General features: G+C 66.7%; 20 protein-coding genes. 14 read left to right on the forward strand and 6 right to left on the reverse strand.

Translation table 11 applies throughout. The features are described 5' to 3' along the window. Positions 1-21: 21 nt before the first annotated feature. The 9 genes from IEY58_RS31450 to IEY58_RS31490 all read left to right on the forward strand — a co-directional run bounded on the left by IEY58_RS31450 (position 22) and on the right by IEY58_RS31490 (position 9,309). Complete coding sequence (locus IEY58_RS31450; RefSeq protein WP_189052146.1) at positions 22-1,941, forward strand: DUF2341 domain-containing protein; 1,920 nt, start codon at positions 22-24, stop codon at positions 1,939-1,941. A gap of 6 nt (positions 1,942-1,947) precedes the next feature. Then, positions 1,948-2,352, forward strand: coding sequence for an ExbD/TolR family protein (locus IEY58_RS31455; RefSeq protein ID WP_189052147.1), 405 nt, complete (start codon positions 1,948-1,950; stop codon positions 2,350-2,352). Positions 2,353-2,363: 11 nt separating this feature from the next. Continuing rightward, complete coding sequence (locus IEY58_RS31460; protein WP_229744102.1) at positions 2,364-3,065, forward strand: TonB C-terminal domain-containing protein; 702 nt, start codon at positions 2,364-2,366, stop codon at positions 3,063-3,065. 90 nt (positions 3,066-3,155) lie between these two features. After that, a complete protein-coding gene (locus IEY58_RS31465) occupies positions 3,156-4,940 on the forward strand; it encodes a putative porin (protein ID WP_229744103.1) in 1,785 nt (594 codons plus the stop codon). Positions 4,941-4,942: 2 nt separating this feature from the next. Further along, complete coding sequence (locus IEY58_RS31470; protein ID WP_229744104.1) at positions 4,943-5,605, forward strand: hypothetical protein; 663 nt, start codon at positions 4,943-4,945, stop codon at positions 5,603-5,605. Between the two features lie 56 nt (positions 5,606-5,661). Further along, complete coding sequence (locus IEY58_RS31475) at positions 5,662-6,558, forward strand: peptidylprolyl isomerase (RefSeq protein ID WP_229744105.1); 897 nt, start codon at positions 5,662-5,664, stop codon at positions 6,556-6,558. Between the two features lie 106 nt (positions 6,559-6,664). After that, complete coding sequence (locus IEY58_RS31480) at positions 6,665-7,156, forward strand: YbjN domain-containing protein (RefSeq protein WP_189052151.1); 492 nt, start codon at positions 6,665-6,667, stop codon at positions 7,154-7,156. A 119-nt stretch (positions 7,157-7,275) separates the two neighbouring features. After that, positions 7,276-8,361 (forward strand): FkbM family methyltransferase, encoded by a 1,086-nt coding sequence (locus tag IEY58_RS31485; protein WP_189052152.1) that lies wholly within the window; start codon positions 7,276-7,278, stop codon positions 8,359-8,361. 252 nt (positions 8,362-8,613) lie between these two features. Continuing rightward, the gene (locus IEY58_RS31490; RefSeq protein ID WP_189052153.1) at positions 8,614-9,309 is read left to right on the forward strand and encodes a S1 family peptidase; all 696 of its coding nucleotides are present in this window, start codon (positions 8,614-8,616) and stop codon (positions 9,307-9,309) included. Between the two features lie 66 nt (positions 9,310-9,375). Here IEY58_RS31490 and IEY58_RS31495 read toward each other — a convergent pair whose 3' ends face one another. After that, a complete protein-coding gene (locus IEY58_RS31495; RefSeq protein ID WP_189052154.1) occupies positions 9,376-10,767 on the reverse strand; it encodes an aldehyde dehydrogenase family protein in 1,392 nt (463 codons plus the stop codon). 36 nt (positions 10,768-10,803) lie between these two features. Further along, on the reverse strand, positions 10,804-12,441 hold the full coding sequence (locus IEY58_RS31500; RefSeq protein WP_189052155.1) for an acetolactate synthase large subunit: 1,638 nt from the start codon (positions 12,439-12,441) through the stop codon (positions 10,804-10,806). Between the two features lie 556 nt (positions 12,442-12,997). Here IEY58_RS31500 and IEY58_RS31505 point away from each other — a divergent pair. The 3 genes from IEY58_RS31505 (at position 12,998) to IEY58_RS31515 (ending at position 18,330) form a co-directional block, all read left to right on the forward strand. Beyond that, a complete protein-coding gene (locus IEY58_RS31505; RefSeq protein ID WP_189052156.1) occupies positions 12,998-14,179 on the forward strand; it encodes a tetratricopeptide repeat protein in 1,182 nt (393 codons plus the stop codon). Continuing rightward, on the forward strand, positions 14,176-16,623 hold the full coding sequence (locus IEY58_RS31510; RefSeq protein ID WP_189052157.1) for an EAL domain-containing protein: 2,448 nt from the start codon (positions 14,176-14,178) through the stop codon (positions 16,621-16,623). The genes IEY58_RS31505 and IEY58_RS31510 overlap by 4 nt, the downstream gene beginning before the upstream one ends. 126 nt (positions 16,624-16,749) lie before the next feature. Further along, positions 16,750-18,330 carry an outer membrane protein assembly factor BamB family protein gene (locus tag IEY58_RS31515; protein ID WP_229744106.1) on the forward strand — a complete coding sequence of 527 codons (1,581 nt, stop codon included), beginning with the start codon at positions 16,750-16,752 and terminating at the stop codon, positions 18,328-18,330. Between the two features lie 30 nt (positions 18,331-18,360). Here IEY58_RS31515 and IEY58_RS31520 read toward each other — a convergent pair whose 3' ends face one another. From IEY58_RS31520 to IEY58_RS31535, 4 genes are all read right to left on the reverse strand, one after another. Continuing rightward, complete coding sequence (locus IEY58_RS31520; protein WP_189052159.1) at positions 18,361-18,714, reverse strand: DUF1428 domain-containing protein; 354 nt, start codon at positions 18,712-18,714, stop codon at positions 18,361-18,363. Positions 18,715-18,834: 120 nt separating this feature from the next. Continuing rightward, on the reverse strand, positions 18,835-19,611 hold the full coding sequence (locus IEY58_RS31525; RefSeq protein ID WP_189052160.1) for an SDR family NAD(P)-dependent oxidoreductase: 777 nt from the start codon (positions 19,609-19,611) through the stop codon (positions 18,835-18,837). 28 nt (positions 19,612-19,639) lie between these two features. Then, positions 19,640-21,955, reverse strand: coding sequence for a TonB-dependent receptor (locus IEY58_RS31530; RefSeq protein WP_189052161.1), 2,316 nt, complete (start codon positions 21,953-21,955; stop codon positions 19,640-19,642). Between the two features lie 34 nt (positions 21,956-21,989). Then, positions 21,990-23,174, reverse strand: a complete 1,185-nt coding sequence (locus IEY58_RS31535) for an MFS transporter (protein ID WP_189052162.1) — start codon at positions 23,172-23,174, stop codon at positions 21,990-21,992. Between the two features lie 295 nt (positions 23,175-23,469). On the opposite strand from IEY58_RS31535, the gene IEY58_RS31540 reads away from it, so the two are divergent. Together IEY58_RS31540 and IEY58_RS31545 are read left to right on the forward strand one after the other, a co-directional pair. After that, complete coding sequence (locus tag IEY58_RS31540; RefSeq protein WP_189052163.1) at positions 23,470-24,111, forward strand: TetR/AcrR family transcriptional regulator; 642 nt, start codon at positions 23,470-23,472, stop codon at positions 24,109-24,111. Beyond that, a complete protein-coding gene (locus IEY58_RS31545; protein WP_189052164.1) occupies positions 24,108-25,298 on the forward strand; it encodes an amino acid deaminase/aldolase in 1,191 nt (396 codons plus the stop codon). The genes IEY58_RS31540 and IEY58_RS31545 overlap by 4 nt, the downstream gene beginning before the upstream one ends. Positions 25,299-25,328: the final 30 nt, after the last annotated feature.

Genomic DNA, 25,328 nt, shown 5'->3' on the forward strand with positions numbered 1-25,328 from the left:
ATCTGCGGTGGGGGATATGCAATGCAACGTTGGGCCTCAAGATTCCTTCTGGTCATGCTGCTCGGCCTGTGCGCCGGGCTCACGCTCCGGCCGGGCGCGGCCTATGCCTGGTGGAATGACGACTGGTCGCTGCGCAAGAAGATAACGATCGACACGAGCGCGACCGGCGCCGGCATCAACGATCCGATCGGCACCACGCCGGTGCTGCTGCGTCTGCATGTCGGCAACTTCAAGTTCGACGCGGCGAACCAGGACGGCAGCGACCTTCGCATCGTCGCCGGCGACGACAAGACCCCGCTCAAGTTCCACATCGAAAAATACGATGGGCTGCTGGGCGAGGCCTTTGTCTGGGTCAGCGTTCCGGACTTGAAGCCGGGCGCCAAGACGGATCTGTGGCTCTACTACGGCAACAAGAAAGCCGCGGATGGCCAGGATACCAAGGGCACTTACGACGCGGACACGGTGCTCGTCTATCACTTCGGCGAGCATGGTAGCCCGGCCCATGATTTTTCGGCCTGGGGCAACAATGCGCAGAGCGCCGGCCTGCCCAGCGACGGTTCGCTGATCGGCCCGGGGCTGCGCCTCGACGGCCAGACGAACGTGACGCTGCCGGCCTCCGCCTCGCTCACCTGGGCCGACGGTGCCGCCGAGACATGGTCGGCCTGGCTCAACGAGACGGCGCTCCAGGCGAACGCCACGCTGTTCAGCCGGCGCGACGGGGCCAATGCACTGCGCATTGGCGTCGACGGTGGCGTGCCCTTCGTCGAGGTCTCGACGGCCGGCGGGACTCAGCGCACGGGTGCCGGCAGCCCGATCGCAGCCGGCACTTGGCACCATCTGGCCGTCGTCACGGGCTCGCAGATCGCGCTCTATCTCGACGGCAAGCCGTATGCGACGCTGAACGCACCGCTTCCGGCGCTGGCGAGCGCGGCTCTCCTGGGCGCGGACGCTGCCGCGGCACAAGCTGCTCCGGCGGCGGCCCCGGCGGCGACGGCCCCGGCGGCGGATGCGCAAACGGCAGCCCCGGCGCCAGCCGCGCCGTCGGCCGGGTTCGCCGGCGAGCTCGATGAACTCGAGATCTCGAAGGTCGCCCGCCCGGTCGGCTACATCAAGGTCGCGGCCGTCGGCCAGGGCGGCGACGCGTCGGCGAAGTTCCTCACCATCGGCGGGGACGAGGAAACCGCGAGCTGGCTCAGCGGCTATCTGGCGGTGATCCTGAGGTCCGTCACGCTCGACGGCTGGGTGGTCATCGGCATCCTCGCGATCATGGCGGTGATCAGCTGGATCGTGATGGCGGACAAGGCTGCCTACGTGAGCCGCGTCGCCAAGGGCAATACGCTGTTCCTCGACCGGTTCCGGCACGTTGCCGCCGATTTGACCATCCTGGACAACGACGACGTCACGCGGATGGGCGGGCTGATCAGCCAGGCCGACCTGCGCTCGATGCGCCACTCGTCGCTCTACCGGATCTATCATATCGGCGCCGGGGAGATCCGGCACCGCTTCGCCGGCCAGGCGGAGCAGCAGGCAAAGGTTCTGTCCGGTCCGTCGATCGCGGCGATCCGGGCCGCCCTCGACACCGGTCTGGTGCGCGAGACGCAGCAGCTCAACCGGTTGATGGTCATCCTGACGATCGCGATCTCGGGCGGACCGTTCCTGGGCCTGCTCGGCACGGTGGTCGGCGTGATGATCACGTTTGCTGCGATCGCACAGTCGGGCGACGTCAACGTCAACGCCATCGCCCCCGGCATCGCGGCCGCCCTGGTCGCAACCGTGGCCGGCCTTGCCGTCGCGATCCCCGCGCTCTTCGGCTACAACTACCTGATTTCCCGGATCAAGGACTCGACCAGCGACATGCAGGTCTTCGTCGACGAGTTCGTCACGAAGATGGCCGAGTTCTATCGCGGGCACTCCGGCCAGCAAACGATCGCGGCGGAGTAAGCCCCCATGCAGCTCCAATCCGACAGCAAGCCGTACGACGACATCAACATCACGCCGATGTTGGATCTGGCGTACGTCCTTCTCGTGATCTTCATCATCATGACCACGGCGTCGGTCCAGGGGATGAAGGTCAATCTGCCCCATGCGAGTGCTCAGCCGAGCCTGGCCAAGCCGACGACGAAGGCGATCACCATCACCAATGACGGGAAGATCTTCCTCGATACGGTGCCGGTGAGCCTGCCGGAACTGGAGCAGCGCTTGACGCAGCAGAAGGCGCTGACGCCCGAGTTCCCGGTCGTCATCAAGGGGGACGGCCAGACCCAGTACCAGAGCGTCATGGACGTGCTGGATCTGCTCGGCCGGCTCAGCATCACCCAGGTCGGCCTCGCGACCAAACCGCTCGTGAAGTGAGGGATCCCGCCGTGGACCAGCGCGAGCAACAGGGCTTCCTTCGACGGCACGGCGCCGCGATCGGCGCGGGCACGGCGGCCCTGCTGGTCGTCGTCCTTGCCGTCGTCTTCCTGCGCACCGGCGATGACGCGCCGGTGCGCCGGGTGCAGGAGCTGCAGATCGTCAACGTCGTTCCGCCGCCACCACCGCCGCCGCCGCCACCGCCGCAAGAAGTTCCGCAGCCCAAGATGATCGAACAGCCGACCATCAAGGAGCCGGAGCCGAAACCGGAAAAGCCCATCGAGAGGCCCAAGGAGGCCCCGCCCAAAGCAGCGGAGGCGCCGCCGACCGGGCCGCTCGGGCTCGATGCCAAGGCGGATGGCCCCGGCGACGCCTTCAACCTTGCCGGCAATCCCGGCGGCAACGGGTTGCTGGATGGCGGCGGGGGCGGCAGCCGCTGGGGCTGGTACGCCTCGATGGTCCAAAGCCAAATCGAGGATGCGCTGCGCGAGAACAAGAAGACGCGCAATGCCCGCCTGCGCATCGAGTTGCGGGTGTGGGCGGACGATACCGGCCGGATCGAGCGGGTTCAGCTCGTCTCCTCGTCCGGCGACGCGGCGCTCGACGACACGGTCAGCCGCGAGGTGTTGCCGGGCCTGAAGCTCCGCGAGCCGCCGCCCAAGGATATGCCGATGCCGATCGTCATGCGCGCGACCGCGCGGCGGCCGAGCTGAGGAACTGCATCGCTACAAGCGTAGCTCAAATTTTTCGGGGGACCGATGTCGTATAGAAAGCAAATTGCCCGGCGCCGATCGACACCGCTCGTGGCACTTCTCCTGTGCACGACCGCCGTCATGCCTCTCGCCTTCGCGGCCAATCCCGCGGCGGCGCAGACGGCGCCTGCGGGGTCGGACCTGGCCAATGCCAAGCTGCTCGACCTTCTGGTGAAGCGCAAGATCCTGAGCCGGGCCGAAGCGAACGAGCTGCTCAAGGAAGCGTCCGGCGGGGCGCAGGCCACGCCGGCGAAGCGCGCTGCGCCCACGGCACCGGCGGCCGTCGCGGCGGCTGGTGCCGCCACAGGGGCGGTTGCCGGCAATGCGGTGACGACCACGCCGCCGGCCGACGGTGCGGTTCACGTCACCTACGTGCCTGAGATCGTGAAGAAGCAGCTGCGCGACGAGATCAAGCAGGAAGTCATGGCGCAAGCCAAGGACGAGCATTGGGCTGCGCCCGGCACGTTCCCGGACTGGGTGTCCCGCCTGCATGTCTACGGCGACATGCGTGCCCGCTACGAGGGCGACTTCTTCCCGAGCGGCAACGACAATACCGGCGGCCATCCGAACTTCAACGCCATCAATACCGGCAGCCCGTACGACACCTCGCGGGCCAACCAGAATTTCCCGCCGCAGCTCAACGTCGACCAGGAACGCAACCGCTTCCGCATTCGCGCCAGGCTCGGGGTGGATGCGGATCTCGGCGACGGCTTCTCGGCCGGTATCCGGCTCGCCTCCGGCGAGAATGATTCGCCCGTGTCCGAGAACCAGACGCTCGGCAATGCCGGCGGCGGGCAGGGCGGGGACTTCGCCAAATACGCCGTTTGGCTCGACCGCGCCTTCATCACGTACGCACCTTGGCAGGACGAGCAGCAGGCGCTGTCGGTCACGGTCGGCCGCTTCGACAATCCGTTCTTTGCGACCAACCTGCTCTGGGCGGACGATCTCAGCTTCGACGGCGCTGCCGTGTCGGGCAAATACGAAGTCGTGGACGGTGTCACGCCGTTCTTCACGGTCGGCGCGTTCCCGGTCTTCAATACCGACTTCAATTTCGCCACGAACCAGCCGGCCAAAACCCCGAGCCGCGACAAGTGGCTCTACGCCGCGCAGGCCGGCGCCGACTGGAAGATCGATCACGACAGCAAAGTGAAGCTGGGCGCCGCCTACTACGACTTCCAGAACCTGGAAGGCCGGACGTCCAGCCCCTGCATCGTCAACAGCTCCGCCGACAGCTGCGACACCGACGATACGCGGCCGAGCTTCGCCCAGAACGGCAATACCTACTTCCCGCTGCGCAATATCGTTGCGACCTCGAACAACAATTTCGGCACGACCAATCAGCTGCAATACTTCGGGCTGGCGACGCCGTTCCGGGATGTTGCGGTCACCGGGCGGTACGACTTCAGCCATTTCGACCCGATCCATCTCTGGTTCGACGCCGAGTTCGTGAAGAACCTTGCGTTCAATCGGGCGGATATCGCCAGCAAGGCGATCAACAACCGGGCGGGAACAACGGACGGGTCGCTCGGCGCGTTCGAGGGCGGCGATTCCGGCTACTACATCAACCTGTCCGCGGGGGCGCCGACCATGGCGCAGCGTTGGGACTGGAACGTCAACGTCGGCTACAAGTATCTCGAGTCGGACGCGGTGCCTGACGCCTTCACCGATTCGGACTTCGGCCTCGGCGGCACCAATCTCAAGGGCTACATCGTCGGCGGCAACCTTGCGCTGTCCAAGAACGTCTGGACGCGCCTGCGCTGGCTCAGCGCCGACAATATCTCCGGCTCGCCGTTCAAGACCGACGTTGTCCAACTCGACCTCAACGCGAGGTTCTGACCATGCGTCGATCCCATGTCATCTTCGCCGCCTGCGCGCTTGCCACCGGTATCCTGCCGCTGGCACCAGCGCGGGCGGATGGCGATACGGAGACGCGCCTGCGCGAGGCCCTGCGCAGCGCGATCTCGCAGGTTCGCTCGCTCGAGGACCAGCAGGCCGCGCTCCAGGCCAAGCAGGCCGAGAGCGACAAGCAGAACGAAGCGCTTCGCCAGCAGGTCGACGGCCTGACGAAGCAGCTTGCCGAAGGCAGTGGTGCTAAGCCCGCGAGCCATAAGGGCGAGGACCAGGCCGCCTACGAACAGGCGGTCGCCGAGTTCAACCGCAAGATCTCGGCTCAGAACGACGCGATCGGCAAGATGGGCGAGACCTTGGACAAGTGGAAGGCGGCCTACAACGAGGCCGCCACGGTTGCCCGAGCGAAGGAGGCGGAGCGGGCCCAGCTCGCGGGCAAGGTCGACGGGCTGGGCAAGCGGGCAGAGAGCTGCGAGGCGAAGAACACGGCACTGTTCAAACTCGGAAACGAGATTCTTGACCGCTACGCCGGTGTCGATATCGGCGATGCGCTCGGCGCCAGCGAGCCCTTCATCGGAACGAAACGAGTCGAGTTGCAGAATATCGCCCAGGACTACCAGGACAAGCTTCTCGATCAGAAGGCAACACCATGATCATGTTATCTGGGATCATGTTATCCGGGCGGCGCTTTGCGAAGGCGAGGACAGGAATGCTGGCCTCGCTGCTGGCTCTGGCGAGCATTACCGGCGCGCGAGCCGACGACAACGATGTCATCGCTCGTGCCGGTGATATCGAAGTGAAGGCCGCCGATATCCGCGCCTATCTCGAAGCGCTCGACCCCCGGGAGCAGGCGGTGATCGCCCGCAACCCGGCGACGCTCAGCCAGTCGGTGCGCCTCCTTCTTGCCCAGCGCGCGCTCCTGAACGAGGCGCTCGCCAAGAAATGGGATCAGGAGCCGGCCGTGGCGGCTCAGCTTCAGCGGGTCCGGGAGGGCGCGATCGTCGAGACCTACTTGCAGTCGGTCTCGAAACCGCCGGAAGGCTATCCGAGCGAAACCGAAATCTCGGCCGCCTACGAGGCCAACAAGACGGCATTCCTGGTGCCGCGCCAGTTCCACGTGGCGCAGATCTTCGTCGCGGTGAGCGAAGATGCCGACAAGGCGGCCCAGGACAAGGCACGCAAGAAGCTCGACGCGATCCAGGCGAAGCTCAAGCAGAAGGGCGCCGATTTCGGCGCCGTGGCCCAGTCCGACTCCGACGATGCGGAGACGGCAAAGAACCACGGCGAACTGGCCTGGCTGCTGGAGACCCAGCTCAGGCCCGAAATCCGCAAAGCGGCTGCCGGGCTTGCCAAGGATGCCGTCTCCGAACCGGTCCGGCTCGACGATGGCTGGCATCTCGTCAAGCTGCTCGACACCAAGCCCGCGCATACCCGCACGTTGAGCGAGGTCCACGACCAGCTTGCGCAGCAGATGCGGGCCCAGCGGGCGCTCGAGAATCGCCGGGCCTACATGGCGAAGCTCGTGGAGCAGGACCAGCCGGCGATCAACGAACTGGCACTTTCAAAGCTCCTGCCCAGTCTCGCCAAGGAGCCTGCGATCCGTTGATACCCGGGCGCTGCCCGTTTACCGCCGATCCCGGCGAACTCGTTCATGGACCCGGCCCTAACGGCCGGGTCTGCCAGCAGACAGAATGCGCAATTTGGAATCGATCATGACCGACACGCTCATCTCTTCCCTGACCGTCGACGCACTTCGCGAATTCCTGCATCAGGCCGGCTATCGTGCCGAAGTCGTCGCCGATCAGCCGAACCTGCCCGTCCTGCGCTCGGCGACCGGCGGCATGCCGTTCGACGTGCGGCTCAACAATCGCCTTGCCGGCGACATGGCGGCCTATGCCGACATGACGTTGATGGCTGGCCTACAGGTCCAGGGCGAGCTCGCGCTCGGCGTGATCAACGACTGGAACAATGCCCGGCGCTTCGCCCGCCTTCGCCTGCTGCAGGGCCATCTCATTCTCGATATGGACGTCAGCGTGCTCGGCGGCGTCTCGCCGGCGCATCTCCGGGCGAAGCTCGAGCTCTGGGATCGGCTGATCCATGACCTGCTCGCCTACCTGCGCGAGTTGGCCGCCAAGAATGCCGCGCCGGAGGCGTCGGTCGGCACGGCGTCCCAGAAAGACGAGCAGGTCGCGCCCGCGGCGTAAGCCCGATCATCCGAACGTTGCCGCCGGTCGGCGCGGGCTGGCGCCGCGGGAGCCCTCCTGCGGCGCCAGCCTATCGGGAAAGAGGGATCATGAGAGAACCTGAGCTGAAGCCGGGGCAGGTGCCTGAGCCCGTCCACGCGGCGGACGACGCAGGGCCCGTCTATCCGGCAGGCGGCTTCGTTTCTTACGCGCAGAATGGCGAGGACGTCCTGCTTTGGCGCGCGTTGCACCGTCTGCCGAGCGGCTTCTACATTGATGTCGGCGCTCAGGATCCCTGCAAGGACTCGGTCACGCGCGCCTTCTACGAGCGCGGGTGGCGCGGCATCAACATCGAGCCGGTCTCCGATCATTATGAAAAACTATGCCGGGACCGGCCGTACGATATCACGCTGCAACTGGCACTCGGCGCGGAGCCCGGCTTCGCCACTTTCTACGAAGTTCCCGACACGGGGCTCTCGACCATGGTCGAGACCATTGCGCTCAAACATACGCAGGACGGCCACGCCGCGATCCGGCGAAACATCGAAGTGAGAACGCTTGCGAGCATCTGCGAAGAGCTCGTCGATGGCGACATTCACTTCCTCAAGGTCGATGTCGAGGGGTTCGAGCGGCAGGTCTTGCTGGGCGCCGCGTTCGATCGCTTCCGCCCCTGGATCGTGCTGGTAGAGGCCACGAAACCGAACAGCCCCGTGAGCACGGCTGACCAGTGGGAAGACCTGCTGCTGGCGGCCGGCTATGCTCTGGTCCATTTCGATGGGCTGAACCGGTACTACGTCGCCGCCGAGCGATCCGAGCTGAAAGCGAGCTTTGCTGCGCCGCCGAACATATTCGACGGCTACCTGACGGCGGCGACCGTCGAGTTGGGCCACGGCCTGGAGGCAACGCGCCGCGACCTGGAAGGCCGTCTCGCCGGGACCGAGGCGCAGGCACAAGAGCTGCGGAGTGAGCTTCACAAGTCGGCACGCCGCCTGGAAGCCTGCGCTGCCGAGCTCGCCGAGGCCGAGACGCGGGCCCAGGAGCTCAAGAGGCAGGCGTACGAGCTCCGGAACGAGATCTTCCATTCTGAGCGACGCATCGTCGCGATCTACGAGAGCACGTCCTGGAAGCTCACGGCCCCCATCCGCGCGCTGAAGCCCCTCGCCATGACGATCCGACGGCTGCTGGGCCGGGTGCTCGGCGATGGGGAGGTCGGGGCGCGGGGGTAACCGGACGGCGCCCTCGGGCGTGTCGCGGACCCGTCGTCAACCGTTTGGTGAGGAGCGCCGCGATAGGCTTATGACCCGAGCAGATGGGGTCTCGAGGAGACGACGGAACCCGCCGGGCGCGCCCGACGCGCCGAACTCTGCAGTAGGAATGCTCAGGAAGCGCGGCGACGGACCAGCAGCATGACTTTGACCGTATTGGAGAGACTGCTGAGGCGGCAGGCTTGCGGTCCGCGCCGGGGCCGACGCGTCATCATGACCGCCGGCATCGCGGCAGCGCTCGCCGCCTGTGCCAGAGGCTCGCCGCCAAGCCCGAACGGCGAGCCTCTGGCCGCGGCAGCGCACGTCTCTGAACCTGACGTTGAGTTGAACGGGACAGGCTTCTTCGTCGACGCGCACGGCCATCTGCTCACCGCCAACCATGCCGCGGACGGGTGCTCGGCGCTCTACGTCGTCAAGGAAGGGCGGACGTTCGCGGCTGAGATCGTGGCGCAGTCGCCGGCCCACGACATTGCGATCCTGAAGATCGGGACGACACAAGGTCTGCCGGCGGTCTTCGCGCGTTCCGGGCATCCGACGAGCGATACCCTGGTCTTCACGGCCGGCTACCAGACGCTGCCGGCCGTGCTCGCCCGCGGCGGCAGCCTGTTCAACGCGGTGGTGCGGGGCGGCGGCGAGCCGGACGGCGAGATCGAGCTCGTGTCGGACGCGACCCACGGGGCAAGCGGGGCGCCGGTGTTGAACGCGAACGGTCTCGTCATCGGCATCGTCACCACCAGGCTCGACGGCCAGCATGTCATCGCGACGGACGCCGATGCCGCGAAGGCGCTGCTGGCCGCCAATCACATCGCCTTCGAGCAGGATGACCGGCCGCAGCTGAGCCCGCTGCAGGACCGTGCTGCCCGGGCAGAGACGATCTCGACCGGTGTGACCTGCTTCAAGCGTCGCTGAGGTTCCGACGCCGCTCCTTCCTGCGTGGGCTCCTGGTTTCGGGCTACGAGGACCTGAGGCGGCGGCTTACCCGTCGTGCTTCAGGACCAGCATCTTCTCGTGGGCCATCTCTTTCATGGTCCACGGAATGCCGCCGACGCCATAGCCGGATTGCCGGCGCCCGGCGAACGGCATCCAGTCGGTGCGGAACGCGGTGTGGTCGTTGATCATCACCGCGGACGCGTCGAGCCGCTGGGCCGCGCGGAGCGCGGGGCCGATGTCGCGCGAGAAGACGCTCGCCTGGAAAGCGACCGGCAGGGCGTTGGCGATGTCGATCGCCTGGTCGAGTTCCTCGAACCCATAGACGCAGGTCAGCGGGCCGAACACCTCGAATTCGGAGACCTTCGCGTCCGCCGGCGGGTCGAGCAGGATCGCCGGCTTGAGCGTGGTCCGGGACAGGCGGCCTCCGCCGATCAATTGCGTGCCACGGCCCACGGCTTCCTCGATCCAGGACGCCACGCGATCCGTCTCGCGCGGCAGGATCAGCGGCCCGACCTCCGTCTCCGGCAGCAAGGGATCGCCGACGCGCAAGGCCGCGACCCGCGCCGACAGACGCTCGACGAACTCGACCTTGATCGCCGCATGGACGAAGATGCGCTGGACCGAGACGCAAACCTGTCCCGCGTGGTAGTAGCCGCCCTTCACGATCGGCTCGATGATCGCATCGAGGTTGGCGCTCCGATCAACGATCACGGGGGCGGCCCCGCCGTGCTCCAGCGCGCAGCGCGTGCCCGGTGCCAGTTTGCTGCGCAGGTGCCAGCCCACGCGGGCGGAGCCGATGAAGCTCAGGAACGCCACCCGCGGATCCGTCGCAAGCCGTTCCGCGAGTGCATTGTCCTCAGTGATGAGCGTCTGGCACCACGCCTCGGGCAGGCCCGCTTCATGCAGCAGGGCCACAAGCTCGAGACATGAGAGCGGCGTCGGCGCCGCCGGCTTGACGATCACCGGGCAGCCGACGGCGATCGCCGGTGCGACCTGGTGAATGATCAGGTTGAGCGGATGGTTGAACGCCGATATCGCCGCGACGACGCCGATGGGTTCTTTCGTCGTGAAGGCCCAGCGCCCGTCGCTGGCCGGCGTCAGGCCCATCGGAATCTCGCGGCCGGCGAAGTTTCTCAGCTCATCTGCGGCGTTGCGCAATCCATCGACAGCGCGTCGGGCCTCGACGAGCGCGTCGGTCAAAGGCTTGCCGCCTTCCTGCGCGATGAGCTTGGCGAACGCCTCGACCCGCCCTTCGAGCAGGCTTGCTGCGCGCTGCAGAATGGCGCCGCGCTGATGCGGCTTCAGCCACGCGTCGCGTGCGCTGAGCGTGCGGGCGGCGGTTGCGAGCTTGGTTTCGAGCGCCTGGGCGTCGTCCGCCGGGATCGCCTTGATGAGCGCCCGGTCGTAGGCCTGCACGACCTCGATCATCTCTGACATGGCCAATCTCCTATGTGAGCTCTCCTAGGTCACGGCCTAGGTCACCGGCAGCCGCTGATGCAGCTCGTCGACGAGAACCCGCTTGTTTTCCGAGTAGTCGATCGGCACGACGACGAGGTGGACGCCGCCGCCGGCAAACGCCGCCTCGAGCGCCGGCCTCAGTTCCTCGACCGCGCTTACTCTCGTCCCCTTTGCGCCATAGGCCTCGGCGTATTTCACGAAATCGGGGTTGTTGAAAGTCATGCCGTAGTCGGGGAAATGGTCGACCGCCTGCTTCCAGCGGATCATGCCGTACGCCTGGTCCTCGATGATGAGGACGACCAGATTGAGCTTCAGCCTGACGGCCGTCTCCAGCTCCTGGCTGTTCATCATGAAGCCGCCGTCGCCGCACACCGCCATGACGCGGCGGCCGGGATAGAGCAGCGCCGACATGATCGCCGACGGCAGGCCGGCGCCCATGGTGGCGAGCGCATTGTCGAGCAAGAGCGTGTTCGCGACCTGGGTGCGATAGTTTCGCGCGAACCAGATTTTGTACATGCCGTTGTCGAGGGCGAGGATGCCGTCCGGCGGCATGACCTGGCGGATGTCATGGACCAGCCGCTGCGGGGTGAGGCGCGCCTCCGTGGCGCGGGCGGCGACCCGGCTCAGGATCCCTTCCCGGAGCGGCAGGAGCGCCTGGGCATTCGGAATCTTGCCGGCAACCCGGTCGGCGAGGAGCCGGAGCGAGGGCCCAAGGTCGCCGATGACCTCCGTCTGCGGGAAATAGACCTGCTCGACGCTCGCCGGCTGGTAGCCGATATGAATGACCTGCGGGCCCTTTGCCCCCATGATGAACGGCGGCTTCTCGACCGTATCGTGGCCGATGGTGATGATGAGGTCGGCCCGCTCGATCGCCTCATGGACATAGTCGCGCTCGGAGAGCGCCGCCGTGCCCATGTAGAGCTCGGTGCCGCCCGGCACGGTGCCCTTGCCCATCTGGGTCGTGAAATACGGGATGCGCGACCGCACGACGAACTGAGCGAGGTCGGAACTGGAGCGCGGCCGTGACGCCGCGGCGCCGAGCATGACCAAGGGGCGCTCGGCCTTCATGATGAGCTCGGCCGCGCGATCGAGGGCGGCGCCGCTCGCCAGCGGGATTTCGACCGGATGGGGCGGGATCATCCCTGGGTCGACGGCCTCGGCTGCCGCGATATCCTCTGGCAGCTCGAGGAGAACCGGCCCGGGCCGCTCCTCCTCGGCGACGCGGAACGCCTCGCGCACGAGGGTCGGGACCATGGCCGGCGAGACGATCTGGCGCGACAGCTTGGTCAGGGGCTTCATCACGCCCACGACGTCCACGATCTGGAACTGTGCCTGCCGTGAGGACAGGATGCCCTTCTGGCCGGTGATCATGACCATCGGCATGGCGCCGAGCAGGGCGTAGGCTGCGGCGGTGGTGAGGTTGAGCGCGCCGGGCCCGAGCGTGGTCAGGCACACGCCGGGCTTGCCCGTGAGCCGGCCATGGGTGGCCGCCATGAACGCGGCCGCCTGCTCGTGCCGCGTCAGAACGAGCTCGATTGAAGATGTGCGGAGGGCCTCGACCACATCGAGGTTCTCCTCGCCCGGGATGCCGAAGATCCGATCGACCCCTTCATTCTCGAGGGCGGCAACCAGCAGTTCAGCGGCTTTCGGCATGAGCGATCTCCCAGTTCGTTTCGGTGTCTCGATCGACCCGGCATGGTCGCTCCAGGCGCCTCGTGCCGCAAACGAACTTGTTCGGCTGGTCCCATGCATTGCTGCGGGGGGCTTTGCCCCGGCCGGTTCTGCTTTCGAAATCATGCAATGCTGCATGGCCATTGCCGCCGTTCCCGTTTATGGATCTCGGCCAACAGCGGCGCAAAATCAAGCGAGGCGGAAAGCTGGCGATGGCGCGGCTGCGCCGATCGACCGTGGTCGCTCGCCTGGCCGCGATCCTTGGTGCCCGGGGGCGGCAACCTCATGCGCCGAAGGGCGCGCTCGCGATTTTCCACCCCCCAGATTCGATTCGCCAATCCGCAGACAATTGACTCTCCGAGAGCGACAAGCCACTTTCCGCGCGCAAAATCCGCGGGTCCGCTTGAATCGCGCACGCAGCCGAACAGTGAAGATCGGCCGCGGGCGTTTGGCTATTCCACGCCGACAAGGGCGAGGGCATCGCGATTTTTTTGAGTACGCGGGCTGTTTCTGGTGTGTCCGTACCTTGGAGACCTGTATGCGTCGATTGGCCGTTTGTTTTGCGTTCGTTAGTCTGCTTGGTGCCTGTGCTACTCCGTCCCAACCGGTCGCGCCCGCTCAAGAAGATCACAGCGGCGAGGTCAAGGGACTGCTCGCGCAAGACAACATCGACCCGCTGACCGCCTATCTCGACCAATATGCCGACGATGCCGGCCGAGCCTCCGCCGTGGCTGAAGTCCGTACGGAGCGGGACAAGCGCTGCGCCGCCGTCGCGAAGCTCTATGATGGCCGCGAGAAGACGCCGGCGAACGCGGCGCGCCTCAGGACGGCCTATCGGCACTCCTGTCCCGCGGTCGTCGAGGTTTTCCAGCGCCAGGTCGCGAAGGCCGTCCGCAACACGCCGGCCGCCGCCGCACCGGCGCCGGAATCCGCACCCCCTCCGGCGGATGCGCCGGGCCCCGCCGCTGCGATTGCGCCGTCTGGCGCCATCGCCGGGCAACTGCTCGACAATTGCTATCTGCTTGTCAGAATCGAGAATTATCAGGAGGCGCTCGACGCCTGCGCCAAGCCGGCGGAACTCGGCGACGCCAAGGCTGAGGACGGCATGGCCGTGAGCTTCCGCGCCTTGCGGAAATATCCGGATGCGCTCGTCTGGGCGCGGCGGGCCGCGGCTCAGAACCTGCCCGACGGCGAATACCAACTGGGCGATCTGCTGCATCGCGGCGCCGGCACGGCCAGGGACGATGCCGAGGCGCTGCGCTATTTCCAGAAGGCCGGTCAAGAGGGCGTTGCGGAAGCGCAATATGCCGCGGGTTCGATGGTTGCCCGTGGCGAGGGGACGGCGCGCGACGACGCCCAAGCGCGAGCCTGGTACGCGCTCGCGGCCGACCAGGGCTTCGCCCGCGCGGAATTGTCGTTGGGCGAGATCTATGCGACCGGCACGGGTGTGGCGCCGGATGCGGAGCAGGCCCGGATCTGGTTGACCAAGGCCGCCGGCCAGGGCCTCGCCCAAGCCCAGCGGGAACTGGGCGAACTCTACATGGGCGGTCGGGGCATCCCGGCCGATGATTACCAGGCCTATGTGTGGTTCAGCCTGGCGGCCCTCAATGGCGACGCGGCGGCGGCGGCGCCGCGCGATGTGGCCGCAGCCCGGCTGACATCCGAGCAGATCGACCAGGCCCAGCACCAGATCCGGCGAACGATGGAAGACAAGCGATGATGCGAGCGCTGCTGACGTTCCGGCGCCGGTTGGGCATCGTGAGGGCCGGTGCCGCAGTGGCGGGGCGACGGCCGGTGATGCGCTCCGAAAAGACGCTCATCATGCTGATCCTGCTGGTGCTGGTCGGGCTGTTCATCGTCGGCACCGGCGTGATGTCCAGCCTCGACCTGCGCTATTCCCAGTCCGCCATGTCGGCACTGCGCCTGCGCCAGATCAAGGACACGTTCTATGCCAACCTCGACCGGATCGACGCCCGCTTCAAGCTGATGGAGAAGAACGCGGCCGCGCTGGCGCGGCTGGGTGCTGCGGTCGGCAAGGACGTGCGCCCTGAGGCCGGGGCTGAAATCCGGGCCGCGGTCGGGAAGGAGGCACGGGATTTCCCGGAGGCGCTCGGCGGCGGGATCTGGTTCGATCGACCAATGGATGGTCGGCCGGCAGATGGCCGCTCCGATGCCGAAGCCCCGAGCAGCTACGCCTATTGGCAGAACAAGTCGTCCGTTGCCGTAAAGGATGTCGGGGCCGACAAGACTTACGACTACACCCATCAGGAATGGTACCTGGCGGCGCTGCCCGCCGGCTGGGACAGAGGCAAGCCGCGGCCGGAGGATTTCTATTGGACGCCGGTCTATAACCACGCGCTGTCGCCGGCCGCCGTGGTGAGTGTGGTCACTTATATCCGCAACGGGGCGGGGCAGATCGTCGGGCTCGCGACCTCGGACCTCAAGGCCAAGGACCTGATCGAGCTGGTCAGCAACGTCGACGTGACGCCGGGCAGCTTCGCCTTCCTGATCGACGGCCGCAGTCACAAGCTCACCAACCTGTCACGCACGGCCGATTCGCCCACGACCCAGGCTGTGCTGGCCCAATTGTCGTTCGACGGCTTCGCGAGCCCCGCCCTGTCGTTGAGCGAGCACGCCGGCGGGGAACTGCGTCCGGCGTTCGAGACCAGGAAGATGCAGGCGGATGGGCGCGACTATACCGTCTTCTTTTCGAAGAACCGGGCCGGGATGATCTTCGGCATCGGCGTGCCGCAGGACGAAATCGATTCGGTCCTGGAGCCGATGCGCCAAAGCAATCTCGAGATCGAAATCGGCACCACCCTGGTGCTGGTCATCCTGTCCGGCATCATTCTCTATTGCGTCAACAAGATCATGGGTCTGCTCGAGACGCTGTACCTCGATCCGTTGACGGGCCTCGGCAGCCGAGCCCGGCTGCTGCGCGACCTCGAAGGACGGCGGCAAGCGAGCCTGATCGTGGTCAATGTCGACGCGTTCAAGGAAATCAACGACTTCTACGGTCACGCCTGTGGCGACGAGATCCTGCGGGCGGTTGCCGGCTATCTGCGGGATTTCGCGGATCTCGACATGACGAGAGGCAAGGTCGAGGCCGGTCTCTACCGATTGCCGGGCGACGAGTTCGCGCTGCTGATCCCGGAAGAGCTGGAGCCGCAGGCGGTGCGCAGCCTGATGGGCGATCTCGGCGCCTTCATCGCTGCCCGGGAAATTCTCTGGGAAGGGCAGCCCGTCACCTTGAACGTGACCCAGGGCGCAGCCGTGATCGATCCCGAGGCGCACCCGGCCGCCATCACGGCCGAAAATCTGCTGTCCTCGGCGAACATCGCGCTCAAGCAGGCCCGCACGCACAAGAGAAATTACCTGCAGTACGATTCCGAGATGAAGATCCGGGAACGCTACATGCTGAACCTGACTTGGGCGAAGCGCCTCAAGGTGGCACTGCAGGAAGATCGGATCGTGCCGTTCTTTCAGCCGATCCTGAACAATCGCACGGGCCGGATCGAGAAGTTCGAGTGCCTGGTGCGCATGCTCGACGAAAACGGCCAGGCGGTGCCGCCGGGTGAATTCCTGCAGATCGCCAAGAAGCTCAGGCTCTATCGCGAGCTCACGCGGATCATGGTGGACAAGAGCATCGCCCGGTTCGAAGGGCAGGACTACGGCCTGTCGCTGAACGTGTCCTATGAAGACCTGACGGATGCGGAGACGGTCGAGTTCATCAAGAGCCGGCTCAAGCGGTCGAGCCTGGCCCATCGCGTGACGTTCGAGATCCTGGAATCGGAGGGCGTGCAGAACTACGCGGCGATCCGCGCGTTCATCGACGACGTGAAGCAGCTCGGTTGCACCATCGCCATCGACGATTTCGGGGCCGGATACTCGAATTTCGAACATATCCTTCGGCTGAACGCCGATCTGATCAAGATCGACGGCAGCCTCATCCGCAACCTAGACAATGATGCGAACGCCTGGATCGTGACGCGCGGCATCGTGCAATTCGCCCGGGATCTAAACATGCAGACGGTCGCCGAGTTCGTGCATTCCCCGGCGATCCAGGAGAAGGTGCGGCAACTGGGCATCGATTTCACCCAGGGCGCCCACATCGGCATGCCCGCGGCGGCATTGCGGTCGGAACCGGTCTTCGAGGAGGTTTGAGGCGCGGCGTGCGCCGAACGGGCCGCGGGTCCGCCGCATGATGACACGGGGCTGTCCCATTTATGCTCTAAGCTGTACTGCGCGCGCTGAGGTAGTGTTGCGCCGCAGCTCTAGATGGAGCGGAAGATGGCCCTGTATCGTCCGATCGTGGCACTTCTGGCTTTGGTCGCCGTCGCGGCGCCAGTTGCAGGGATGGCACAGGCGTGGCTCGCCGGCGACGGCGAATGGCGCGCTGCCGGGGGCAATCTCGCGGATACCCACGGCTCCGCCACGGTCTGGCAGATCGGGCCAAGCAACGCGGGAAGCCTCGCCCCGAAATGGGTATTCACGACGGCGGGCGATGTCTCCGCAACGCCGACCGTCGAGGGTGCGGCACTCTACGTGCCCGACTGGGGCGGCATGCTCTACAGGCTCGACGCCACGACGGGCACCGTCGTCTGGGAACGGAAGCTGTCGGACTATACCGGCAACACGCACTCGCTGAGCCGCAGCAGCCCTGCCATCGCCCAGCGCACGATCATCGTCGGCGACGAGGCGTCCGGCACGATATTGGCGATCGACAAGGCGACCGGCCAGCTCGTCTGGCGGACCCTGGTCGAGCCATTGCGGGCGGCGCTCGTCACCGCTTCGCCGACCGTGCTCGGCAACCTAGTCTACGTCGGCATTTCCTCGCAGGAGGAGGGGCTGGCCCAGCAGCGGACGGGCTATGTCCCCTCCTTCCGCGGCACGATCGCCGCACTCGACGTGGCGACCGGGCGCGTGGTCTGGAGCTTCCGCACCGTCCCTGAGGGCTATACCGGCGGTGCGGTCTGGAGCAGCACCTTCGCGATCGACGTCAAGCGCGGCGCGCTCTATGCCACGACCGGCAACAACTACACGGTGCCGGCGCCGGTCACGACGTGCCTGCAGGCGGCCAAGACGCCCGAGCAGCAGAGCGCATGCCTGGCCCCCGACGACTATATCGATTCGATCGTGGCGCTCGACCTCTTCACCGGCCAGGTCAAATGGAGCCGGCGCATGATCGGCGCCGACACCTACGTCAATTCCTGCATCGCGAGCCCGCCCAGGGGCATTCCCTGCCCGAACCCGCGTGGGCCCGATTTCGATTTCGGCGCGGGCGCCAATCTCTTCACGACGACGATCGGCGGGCAACTGGTCGACCTCGTCGGTGCGGGGCAGAAGAGCGGCATCTATTGGGCGCTCGATCCCGATACCGGCAAGACGCTCTGGGCGACCCAGGTCGGGCCGGGCGGCGGCGCCGGCGGCATCATGTGGGGCACCGCGAGCGACGGTGCCAGGGTCTATGCGGCGATCAACGACAGCAACGCGACACCCTATGCCCTGTTGCCGGCCGGCACGGTCGAATGGCGTGCCGGATCCTGGGCGGCACTCGACGCGGCCACCGGGCGGATCCTCTGGCAGATCCCGGCGACCGGCAAGAATCCGTTCAATCCCGCGCTCGATGCCGGCGCGCTGGGCGCGCTCAGCGTCGCGAACGGCGTCGTCTATGCCGGCTCCATGTCGGGCGACATGGTGGCGATCGGCGCCGCCGGCGGCAACATCCTCTGGAAGTTCGCGAGCGGCGGCTCGGTGATCTGCGGCCCGTCGATCGCCGGCGGCATGGTCTACTGGGGCTCCGGCTATCGCCGCCTCCTCGGTACCGGCAACGACAAGCTCTACGCCTTCACCGCGCCCCCCGCCTACTGATTGGGCGTACTGATTGGGCTTACTGATCGCCTACCGCTCGAGGAAAGTCTCGAAACCGCCGTAGATCATCCGCTTGCCGTCGAACGGCATGTCGGTCTGCATGTCCTTGAGGCGCGGATCGGCCATGACCTTGGCGTTGATCGCGTCGCGCTCGGCGCGGGACCGGTAGGTGATCCAGGAGAAGACCACGACCTCGTCCTCCGTTGCCTGGACCGCCCGCGGGAAGGAGGTGAGTTGGCCATAAGGGACATCATCGCCGATGCACTCAACGAAGGCGAGCGCCCCGTGCTCCATCCAGACCTCGCTGGCTCTCCGCGACATCGCCTTGTAGGCCTCGATATTCTGCTTGGGCACCGGAACCACGAAACCATCGACATAGGACATGGCAGCTTCCTCTCGTTCCACATCGACCAAAGGACGATCAGCGGGGCAAGGATCCGACAAGTCTTATATTGAAATAGCTCGACGCCGCTTCGGCAATTCCGGATAAGCCAGCCCGAACCTTCAGGGAGTTGCCGTGCGGAGCATTTCCCGGCGCAATAGCCAGGTCGTCAGCCCCTTTGGCAGGACGAGGCCGAGCCGGACCAGCCAACGCATCGTCCAGGGAAACATGTAGTCCGACCGTTCCCGGCGTAGCGCGTAGAGAATATGCTCGACCGCGCGCGCTTCGGATATCTCGAGCGGCGCCGGCATCCCATCGTCGGCCGTGTGCTCCGTCGCGACGAAGCCGGGATAGAGGGACAAGAATTTGATGCCGTCGCCGGCGAATTCGATCCGGCAGGTATCGATCAGCAGACGGGCCGCACCCTTGGCGGCCGAATAGGGTCCCTGCAGCGGGGTGCCGAGAAAGCCCGCGAGCGAATTGGTGTGCGCGACCAGCCCGCCGCCCTGCCGCATCATCTGCTGCACGACCGGGAACAGGTAGTGCACCGTGACGTCGTAGTTCGAGCGCATGTAGGCGGTGACCTCGTGCGCGGCCATCCGGCGCATGTGGAGAGCGGGCGCGCCACCGGCGTTGAGCAGGGCGAGATCGATCCGGCCATGCCGCTCGACGGCCCGCGTGACAACCGCTTCGGCCGCATTCGCGTCTTCGGCGTCGGCCGCGAGCGCCAGGCAGGAGCCGCCCTGACTGGCGATTTCCTCTGCGAGCGCATCGAGCCTTTCCTGTCGTCGCGCCGTAACGACGAGCAATGCGCCCGCCTCTGCGAGCTTCAATGCGACGGCCCGCCCCATGCCGGACGAGGCGCCAACGATCAGCACGACCTTGCCGTTGAAATCCATGGCGACCGCCGTTCGGATCGGTGTTGCGTCAATACCGATAAGTGATCTCGAAGCCGCCCATGCGCGGCGGACCCACGACCTCTTCCAGGAGGCCGAACGGGCTCGACAGGTTGACGGCGTAGTTCAGGTACTTCGTGCCCGTCAGGTTCTTGCCGAAGGCGGCGAATTCCCAGTGGCCGTCGCTGGTCATGTAGGAAACCCGCGCGTTCAACAGCCAATAGCCCGCCTGGGTCAAGAGCGGGTCGTTGCGCACGTCGAAGAACTGCTTGGTGCGGTAGGAGACCGTGGTCTCCGCCTTGACCAGATCGTCGTTCGGCATGTCGACCGTATAGGCGGCGAGCCCCTCGGCCGTGAACTTGGGCGCCAAGGGCAGGCGATGGCCGGTGAAATCCTCGACATCGCTCGTGCCGAGGCCTGAGATGAAATGGCCCATCTGGGTCTGGAGCCAGCCGAGGTTGAGGCTGGTGGTCAGATGGCTGAGCGGCTTCGCCTCGGCAGAGAGCTCGATGCCCTCGATCGTGGCCGACGGCGCATTGTCCAGCACCTGGACCGGCAGCGCGCCCGCCGCCTGCGCCGGCACCAAGTTGAACACCTGCATGTTGGAATAGTCGTCATAGAAGGCGGCGGCGTTGAGGCGCAGCCTTTTCCCGAACAGGTCGGTCTTGAATCCCACCTCATAGGCCGTAACCGTCTCGGGCTTGATCGGCTGCAGCTGGCGCAGGTCGTTAGCCGGGTTCGTGTCGAGGAAGCCGCCGTTGAAGCCGCCGCTCTTGAAGCCGGTCGCGACGCTGGCATAGACCATGGCCTGGTCGGTGAGCTTGTAGTCGAGCGCAGCGCGCCAGTTGGCGTCGCTGTTGCTCAGATTCTCATGCGCGTTGTAGAGCGGCGTCTGCGGCGGGAAGGCGCCGTTCGTCTCGGTCGACAGCAGGCCGATCGTGTCGAATGACTTGTGCTCGTAGGTATAGCGCCCGCCGAGCGTCAGCTTCAGGCGGTCGATGACCTGGAAGTCGGTCTGGCCGTAGGCGGCATAGGCCGCGGTGCGCTGGGTGCTGAGGCCGGTGCCGATCAGCGCGTTGCCGTTGCCGATGCCGGGGAAATAGACCTGGTCCAGGTCGATGAGCGCGCGGCTCGTCTGGTTCTGGCTCAGGTCCTCGTTCAGGTAATAGACGCCGCCCAGCCAGTGATAGGTCTCGCCGCCGCCCGCCGCGCGGAATTCCTGGGTGAAGGTCTTGGACTTCACGCCATAGTCGATCTCGAGCAGGTCGAGGGGCTCGGCGTCCGAATCCTCCGGATGGTACTTGTTGGTGTATTCGAAGGCGGTGATCGAGGTCAGCGTCACGCTGGCGAGCGCATAGTCGGCGCGCAGCGACGAGCCGTAATCGTCGACCCTCAGATTCTGGTCGCGGTTGTAGTTGCCCTGATAGAAGCCGGACGGCGCCTTGTAGCCGTAGAGATCGGTGCATTGCCCGGCCAGGATCGCGGCATTGGCGCATGGGGTGAACGGAGCCGCGAGCGTGCCGACCTGGCGATATTCGGTCGGCCGCGTGTCGACCCGGCCCATGTGCAGGTTCCATTCGAGCGAGAGGGCATCCGACAGGCGGGTGTCGATGATGCCGCGCGCGGCATAGTCGTTGGCGCCGTTCTCGGTCTTGCCGTTCAGCAGGTTCTCCATGTAGCCGTCGGACTGGTCATGCTGGAACGCGAGCCGGCCCTTGATCCGGTCGGTGAGCGGGCCGCTCACGACGCCGTCGGTCTCCCAGGTGTTGAACGAGCCGTAGCTCGCGTGGACCATGGCATAGGGATCGTCGGTCGGCTTGGCCGAGATATAGTTGATGGCGCCGCCCGTCGTGTTGCGGCCATAGAGCGTGCCCTGCGGGCCTTTCAGCACTTCGACCCGGTCGAGATCGAACGTCTGGAACGTCTGGGCCGACGGCGAGCTCATGTAGACTTCGTCGACATAGACGCCGTTCGGCCCGGCATTGTTGGTATTGAAGTCGTTAAGGCCGATGCCGCGGATCGCGATGATCGGCTGGTTGCCCTTGCCGGACGGCATGGCGATCTGCAGGTTCGACATGAACTGGGCGATCTCGTCGCTCGAGCGCACGCCCAGCTCTTTCAAGGTCGAGCCGTCGAGCGCGCTGACCGAGATCGGCACGTCCTGGACGTTCTCCGTCCGCTTCTGCGCCGTCACCGTGATCTCTTCGATCTGGTTGCCCTGCTGATCCGCGAGCGACGGGGCGGCTGCGGAGAGCGCCGCAAGCGCGGTTGAGGCGGCGAGACTTGCGCGCAAGGGCCGGCCCGCGGGCCTGGGGGCGAGGATCAGGTCGAGGGGCGTAGCCCGCATGGAAGCCTCCGGTCTTGTTCTTGATGGTTTGTCGTCATGCCGGTCCGGCGGCGGCCGGTGTTGGTGTCGCCGGCCGGCCGGCGCCGGCCAGGCTGAAGCCGGCCCAGGCGAGGCCGGTCAGGATGAGGACGCTGAGGCCGATGCTGGCGGGGCCGAACGTGCCGGCGAGGGCTGCGGCGAGGCTCGGGCCGATGCCGTTGCCGAGCGTGACGAGGCCGGTCGACGCGGCGACGAGCCGGCCCGACCGGTCGAGCGTCGCGGCCAGGCCCAGCTGATAGATCACCGACGACAGGTTGGTGACCGACTGCACCAGGTTGGCGGCGATGAACAGCGCCGGGGCGGTGGCGGTCGCCACGACCAGGATCGCCGCGGCGTTGACGCCGGTCAGCGCCAGGATCGGCAACAGCCGGCCGAACCGGGCGCCCGCCCAGGCGGCGCCCAAGGCGCCGACCAGCAGGAACAGGGTGACGAGTGACAGCAGCAGGCCGATCGCATGGTCTTCGAGGCCGGCGCGCGCGCCGAACGTCTCCTCGAAGCTCCAGAATGCGCCCTGGCCCAGCTGGGTCACGAAGATGGCCGCAGCGACGAGGACGAGCGGCCAGCGCCAATGCCGAGCGACGACGTCGGCATCCCGGGTCTGGCGTCGCACCGCCTTGTGACGGACGGGCGGCGCCGGCAGACGGCGGAGCAGCGCCGTGCCGACGAGGCCCAGCAGCAGCAGCGCGCCGTACGGGCCGCGATAGCCGAAGAGGTCGATCGCGTAAGGCAGCACGGCGAGCCACAGCGCCGCGTTCAGGATCGAGATGATGGTGAGCGCCGCGATCAGCCGTTCCTTGTCGAGGCCGCGCGCCAGCACCGCCGCCGATTCGGCGATGACGATGCCGCCGCCGATGCCGGTGAGGAGCCGCGCCGCTGCGAGTAGCGGCAGGGCGGGGGCGACGAGCGTGAGCGCTGCACCGGCGATGGCGGTGAGACCGCCCAGCAGCGCGCCACGCCGCAGCGAATGGCTGGGGGCCCAGGCCGAGACGGTGAGGGTGGTGAGCGCCGAGGCGGCGAGCTCGATCGTCACCAGCAGGCTTGCTGCACTGTCCGCCAGGCCCGCGGCGCCGTGCAGCGCGTCGAGCAGCACCGGCACGATATACATGCCGGTCGTGGCGATGAGCTGCGCGCCGGCGGCCGGGACGAGGATCGTCCTGTCGCGTATCGCGGCCCGCCTCATGCGAGCGGGGCGCATCAGCACGGCACGGGATGTGGATGCGGGCTCGACACCATCACCTCCGCCAAAATGTGACTGTTGATCAGATTGTGAAATGATCAACGCTCATATGTCAATTGGGAGATGCAAGGAAAATGTGGCGCAAATCTGCGAAAAATCGCTAATTTTTTGCAAGAGGACGACAAAGGGCTTGCATCTGGCGAGTTTGGAATCAGATCATTGCTCATCTTCAGTGGCGAGCGGGGCCGACTTCTCATAGGCTCCCGCGCCAGCGACGCGGTTCAGCAGGAGCGAGAGAATGAGCGACGCCGAAGTCCGGCGCCGGCCCCGGCAGGAGCGCAGCAAGAGCCGGGTCGAGACGATCCTGGATGTGGCGCTCGAGATGATCATCGAGTCCGGGGCCGAGGATCTGGCGATGCGCGAAGTGGCGCGGCGGGCGGACGTGCCGATCGGCTCGGTCTATCAATATTTCCCGTCCAAGACCGCGATCATCCGCGAGCTCGCCAAGCGCAATCTGGAGCGGGTCAGCCAGATGATGCAGGACGAGCTCGCCGCCCTTCTGGCCGAAACCGGCGGCCGGCCGACGCCGAGGCAGGCGGTCGATCGGCTGATCGACGCCTATTACAGCTATTACCGCGACCATCCGGCGGCGACCGCGGTCTGGGCCGGTGCGCAAGCGGCGCCGACGCTGCGCGAGCTCGATGTGGCCGATACGCGGCGCACCGCCGAGTTCCTCACGCCGACCATGATGATGACGCTGCCGCTCCACGATGCGGGCGAGGCCTTCGCCTTGGCTTTGCTGTTCGCCGAGGTCGCCGGCAGTGCCGCACGCCTGGCGCTCGCGGTGGCGCCGCCGCTCCGCGAGCAGATCGTCGCCAAGCTGAAGCTCATGCTGGTCGCGACCATGGAGGCGCATCGGCCGGGCGGAGCCGCCGCGTGACCGCTCAATATGACTACTACCGCCAGGCGCTCGAGGGTGAGCGGCTGCCCGCGGCCTTCGTCGATCTGGACGCGCTCCACGCCAATCTCGAGATCTTGCGGGTCCGCGCCGGCAGCCTGCCGGTCAGGCTCGTCACCAAGTCGGTGCGCTCGGTCGCGGTCATCCGCCTGCTGCTCGCGGCCGGGCCGTTCCTCAAGGGGCTGTTGTGCTATTCCCCGGCCGAGGCGGCCTGGCTCGCCTCGCTCGGCTTCGACGATCTGGTCGTGGCCTATCCCTCGGTCGAGCCGACCGATCTCGCGGCCGTCGCGGGGCAGCTCACCACTGGCCGGCACATCACCCTGATGGTCGATCACGAGGATCAGCTCGATCGGATCGCGACGGTCGCAGCGGCGCACGGCGTGGTGATGCCGGTCGCGATCGATCTCGACATGTCATCCGATTTCCCGGGCATCCGCTTCGGCGTCTATCGCTCGCCGGTCGACAGCGCCGCACCGGCGCTGGCGCTCGCGGCCGCGATCGCCCGCCGGCCGGCGCTCCGGCTCGACGGGCTCATGGGTTATGAAGGCCAGATCGCCGGCCTGATGGACGAAGTGCCAGGGCAGGGACCGAAGAATCGCCTCATCAAGTTCCTGAAGCGCCGCTCGATCGCCGAGGTGAACGAGCGCCGGCGGGCGACGGTCGCCGCCCTCGCGGCGGCCGGACACCGCCTGCGCTTCGTCAACGGCGGCGGCACCGGCAGCTTCGAGAGCACGCGCGCCGATCCGAGCGTCACCGAGCTCGCCGCCGGTTCCGGCCTCTATCTGCCGACGCTGTTCGACCATTACGCCGCGTTTCGCGGCCGGCCGGCCGCCGGCTTCGCGCTGCCGGTCACGCGCCTGCCCCGGGCCGGCATGGTCACCTGCTCGGGCGGCGGCTACCCGGCTTCGGGACCGGCGGGGGCCGACCGGCTGCCCCGGCCATGGCTGCCCGAGGGCGGCCGGCTCATTGCCAACGAGGGCGCCGGCGAGGTGCAGACGCCGGTCAAGCTGCCGCCGGGCGCCTCGCTCGGTATCGGCGATCCGCTGTTCTTCCGCCATGCCAAAGCCGGCGAGCTGTGCGAGCGGTTCAACACGCTGCTGCTGATCGCGGACGGCCGGGTCGTCGACCGGGTCGCAACATATCGCGGCGACGGCAAGTGCTTCTTTTGACCTGACGTTCTGAAACCTCACGTTCCGAAA

Origin of the sequence: Aliidongia dinghuensis (assembly GCF_014643535.1) — a bacterium.
In the GTDB taxonomy this organism is placed as follows: Bacteria; Pseudomonadota; Alphaproteobacteria; order ATCC43930; family CGMCC-115725; genus Aliidongia; species Aliidongia dinghuensis.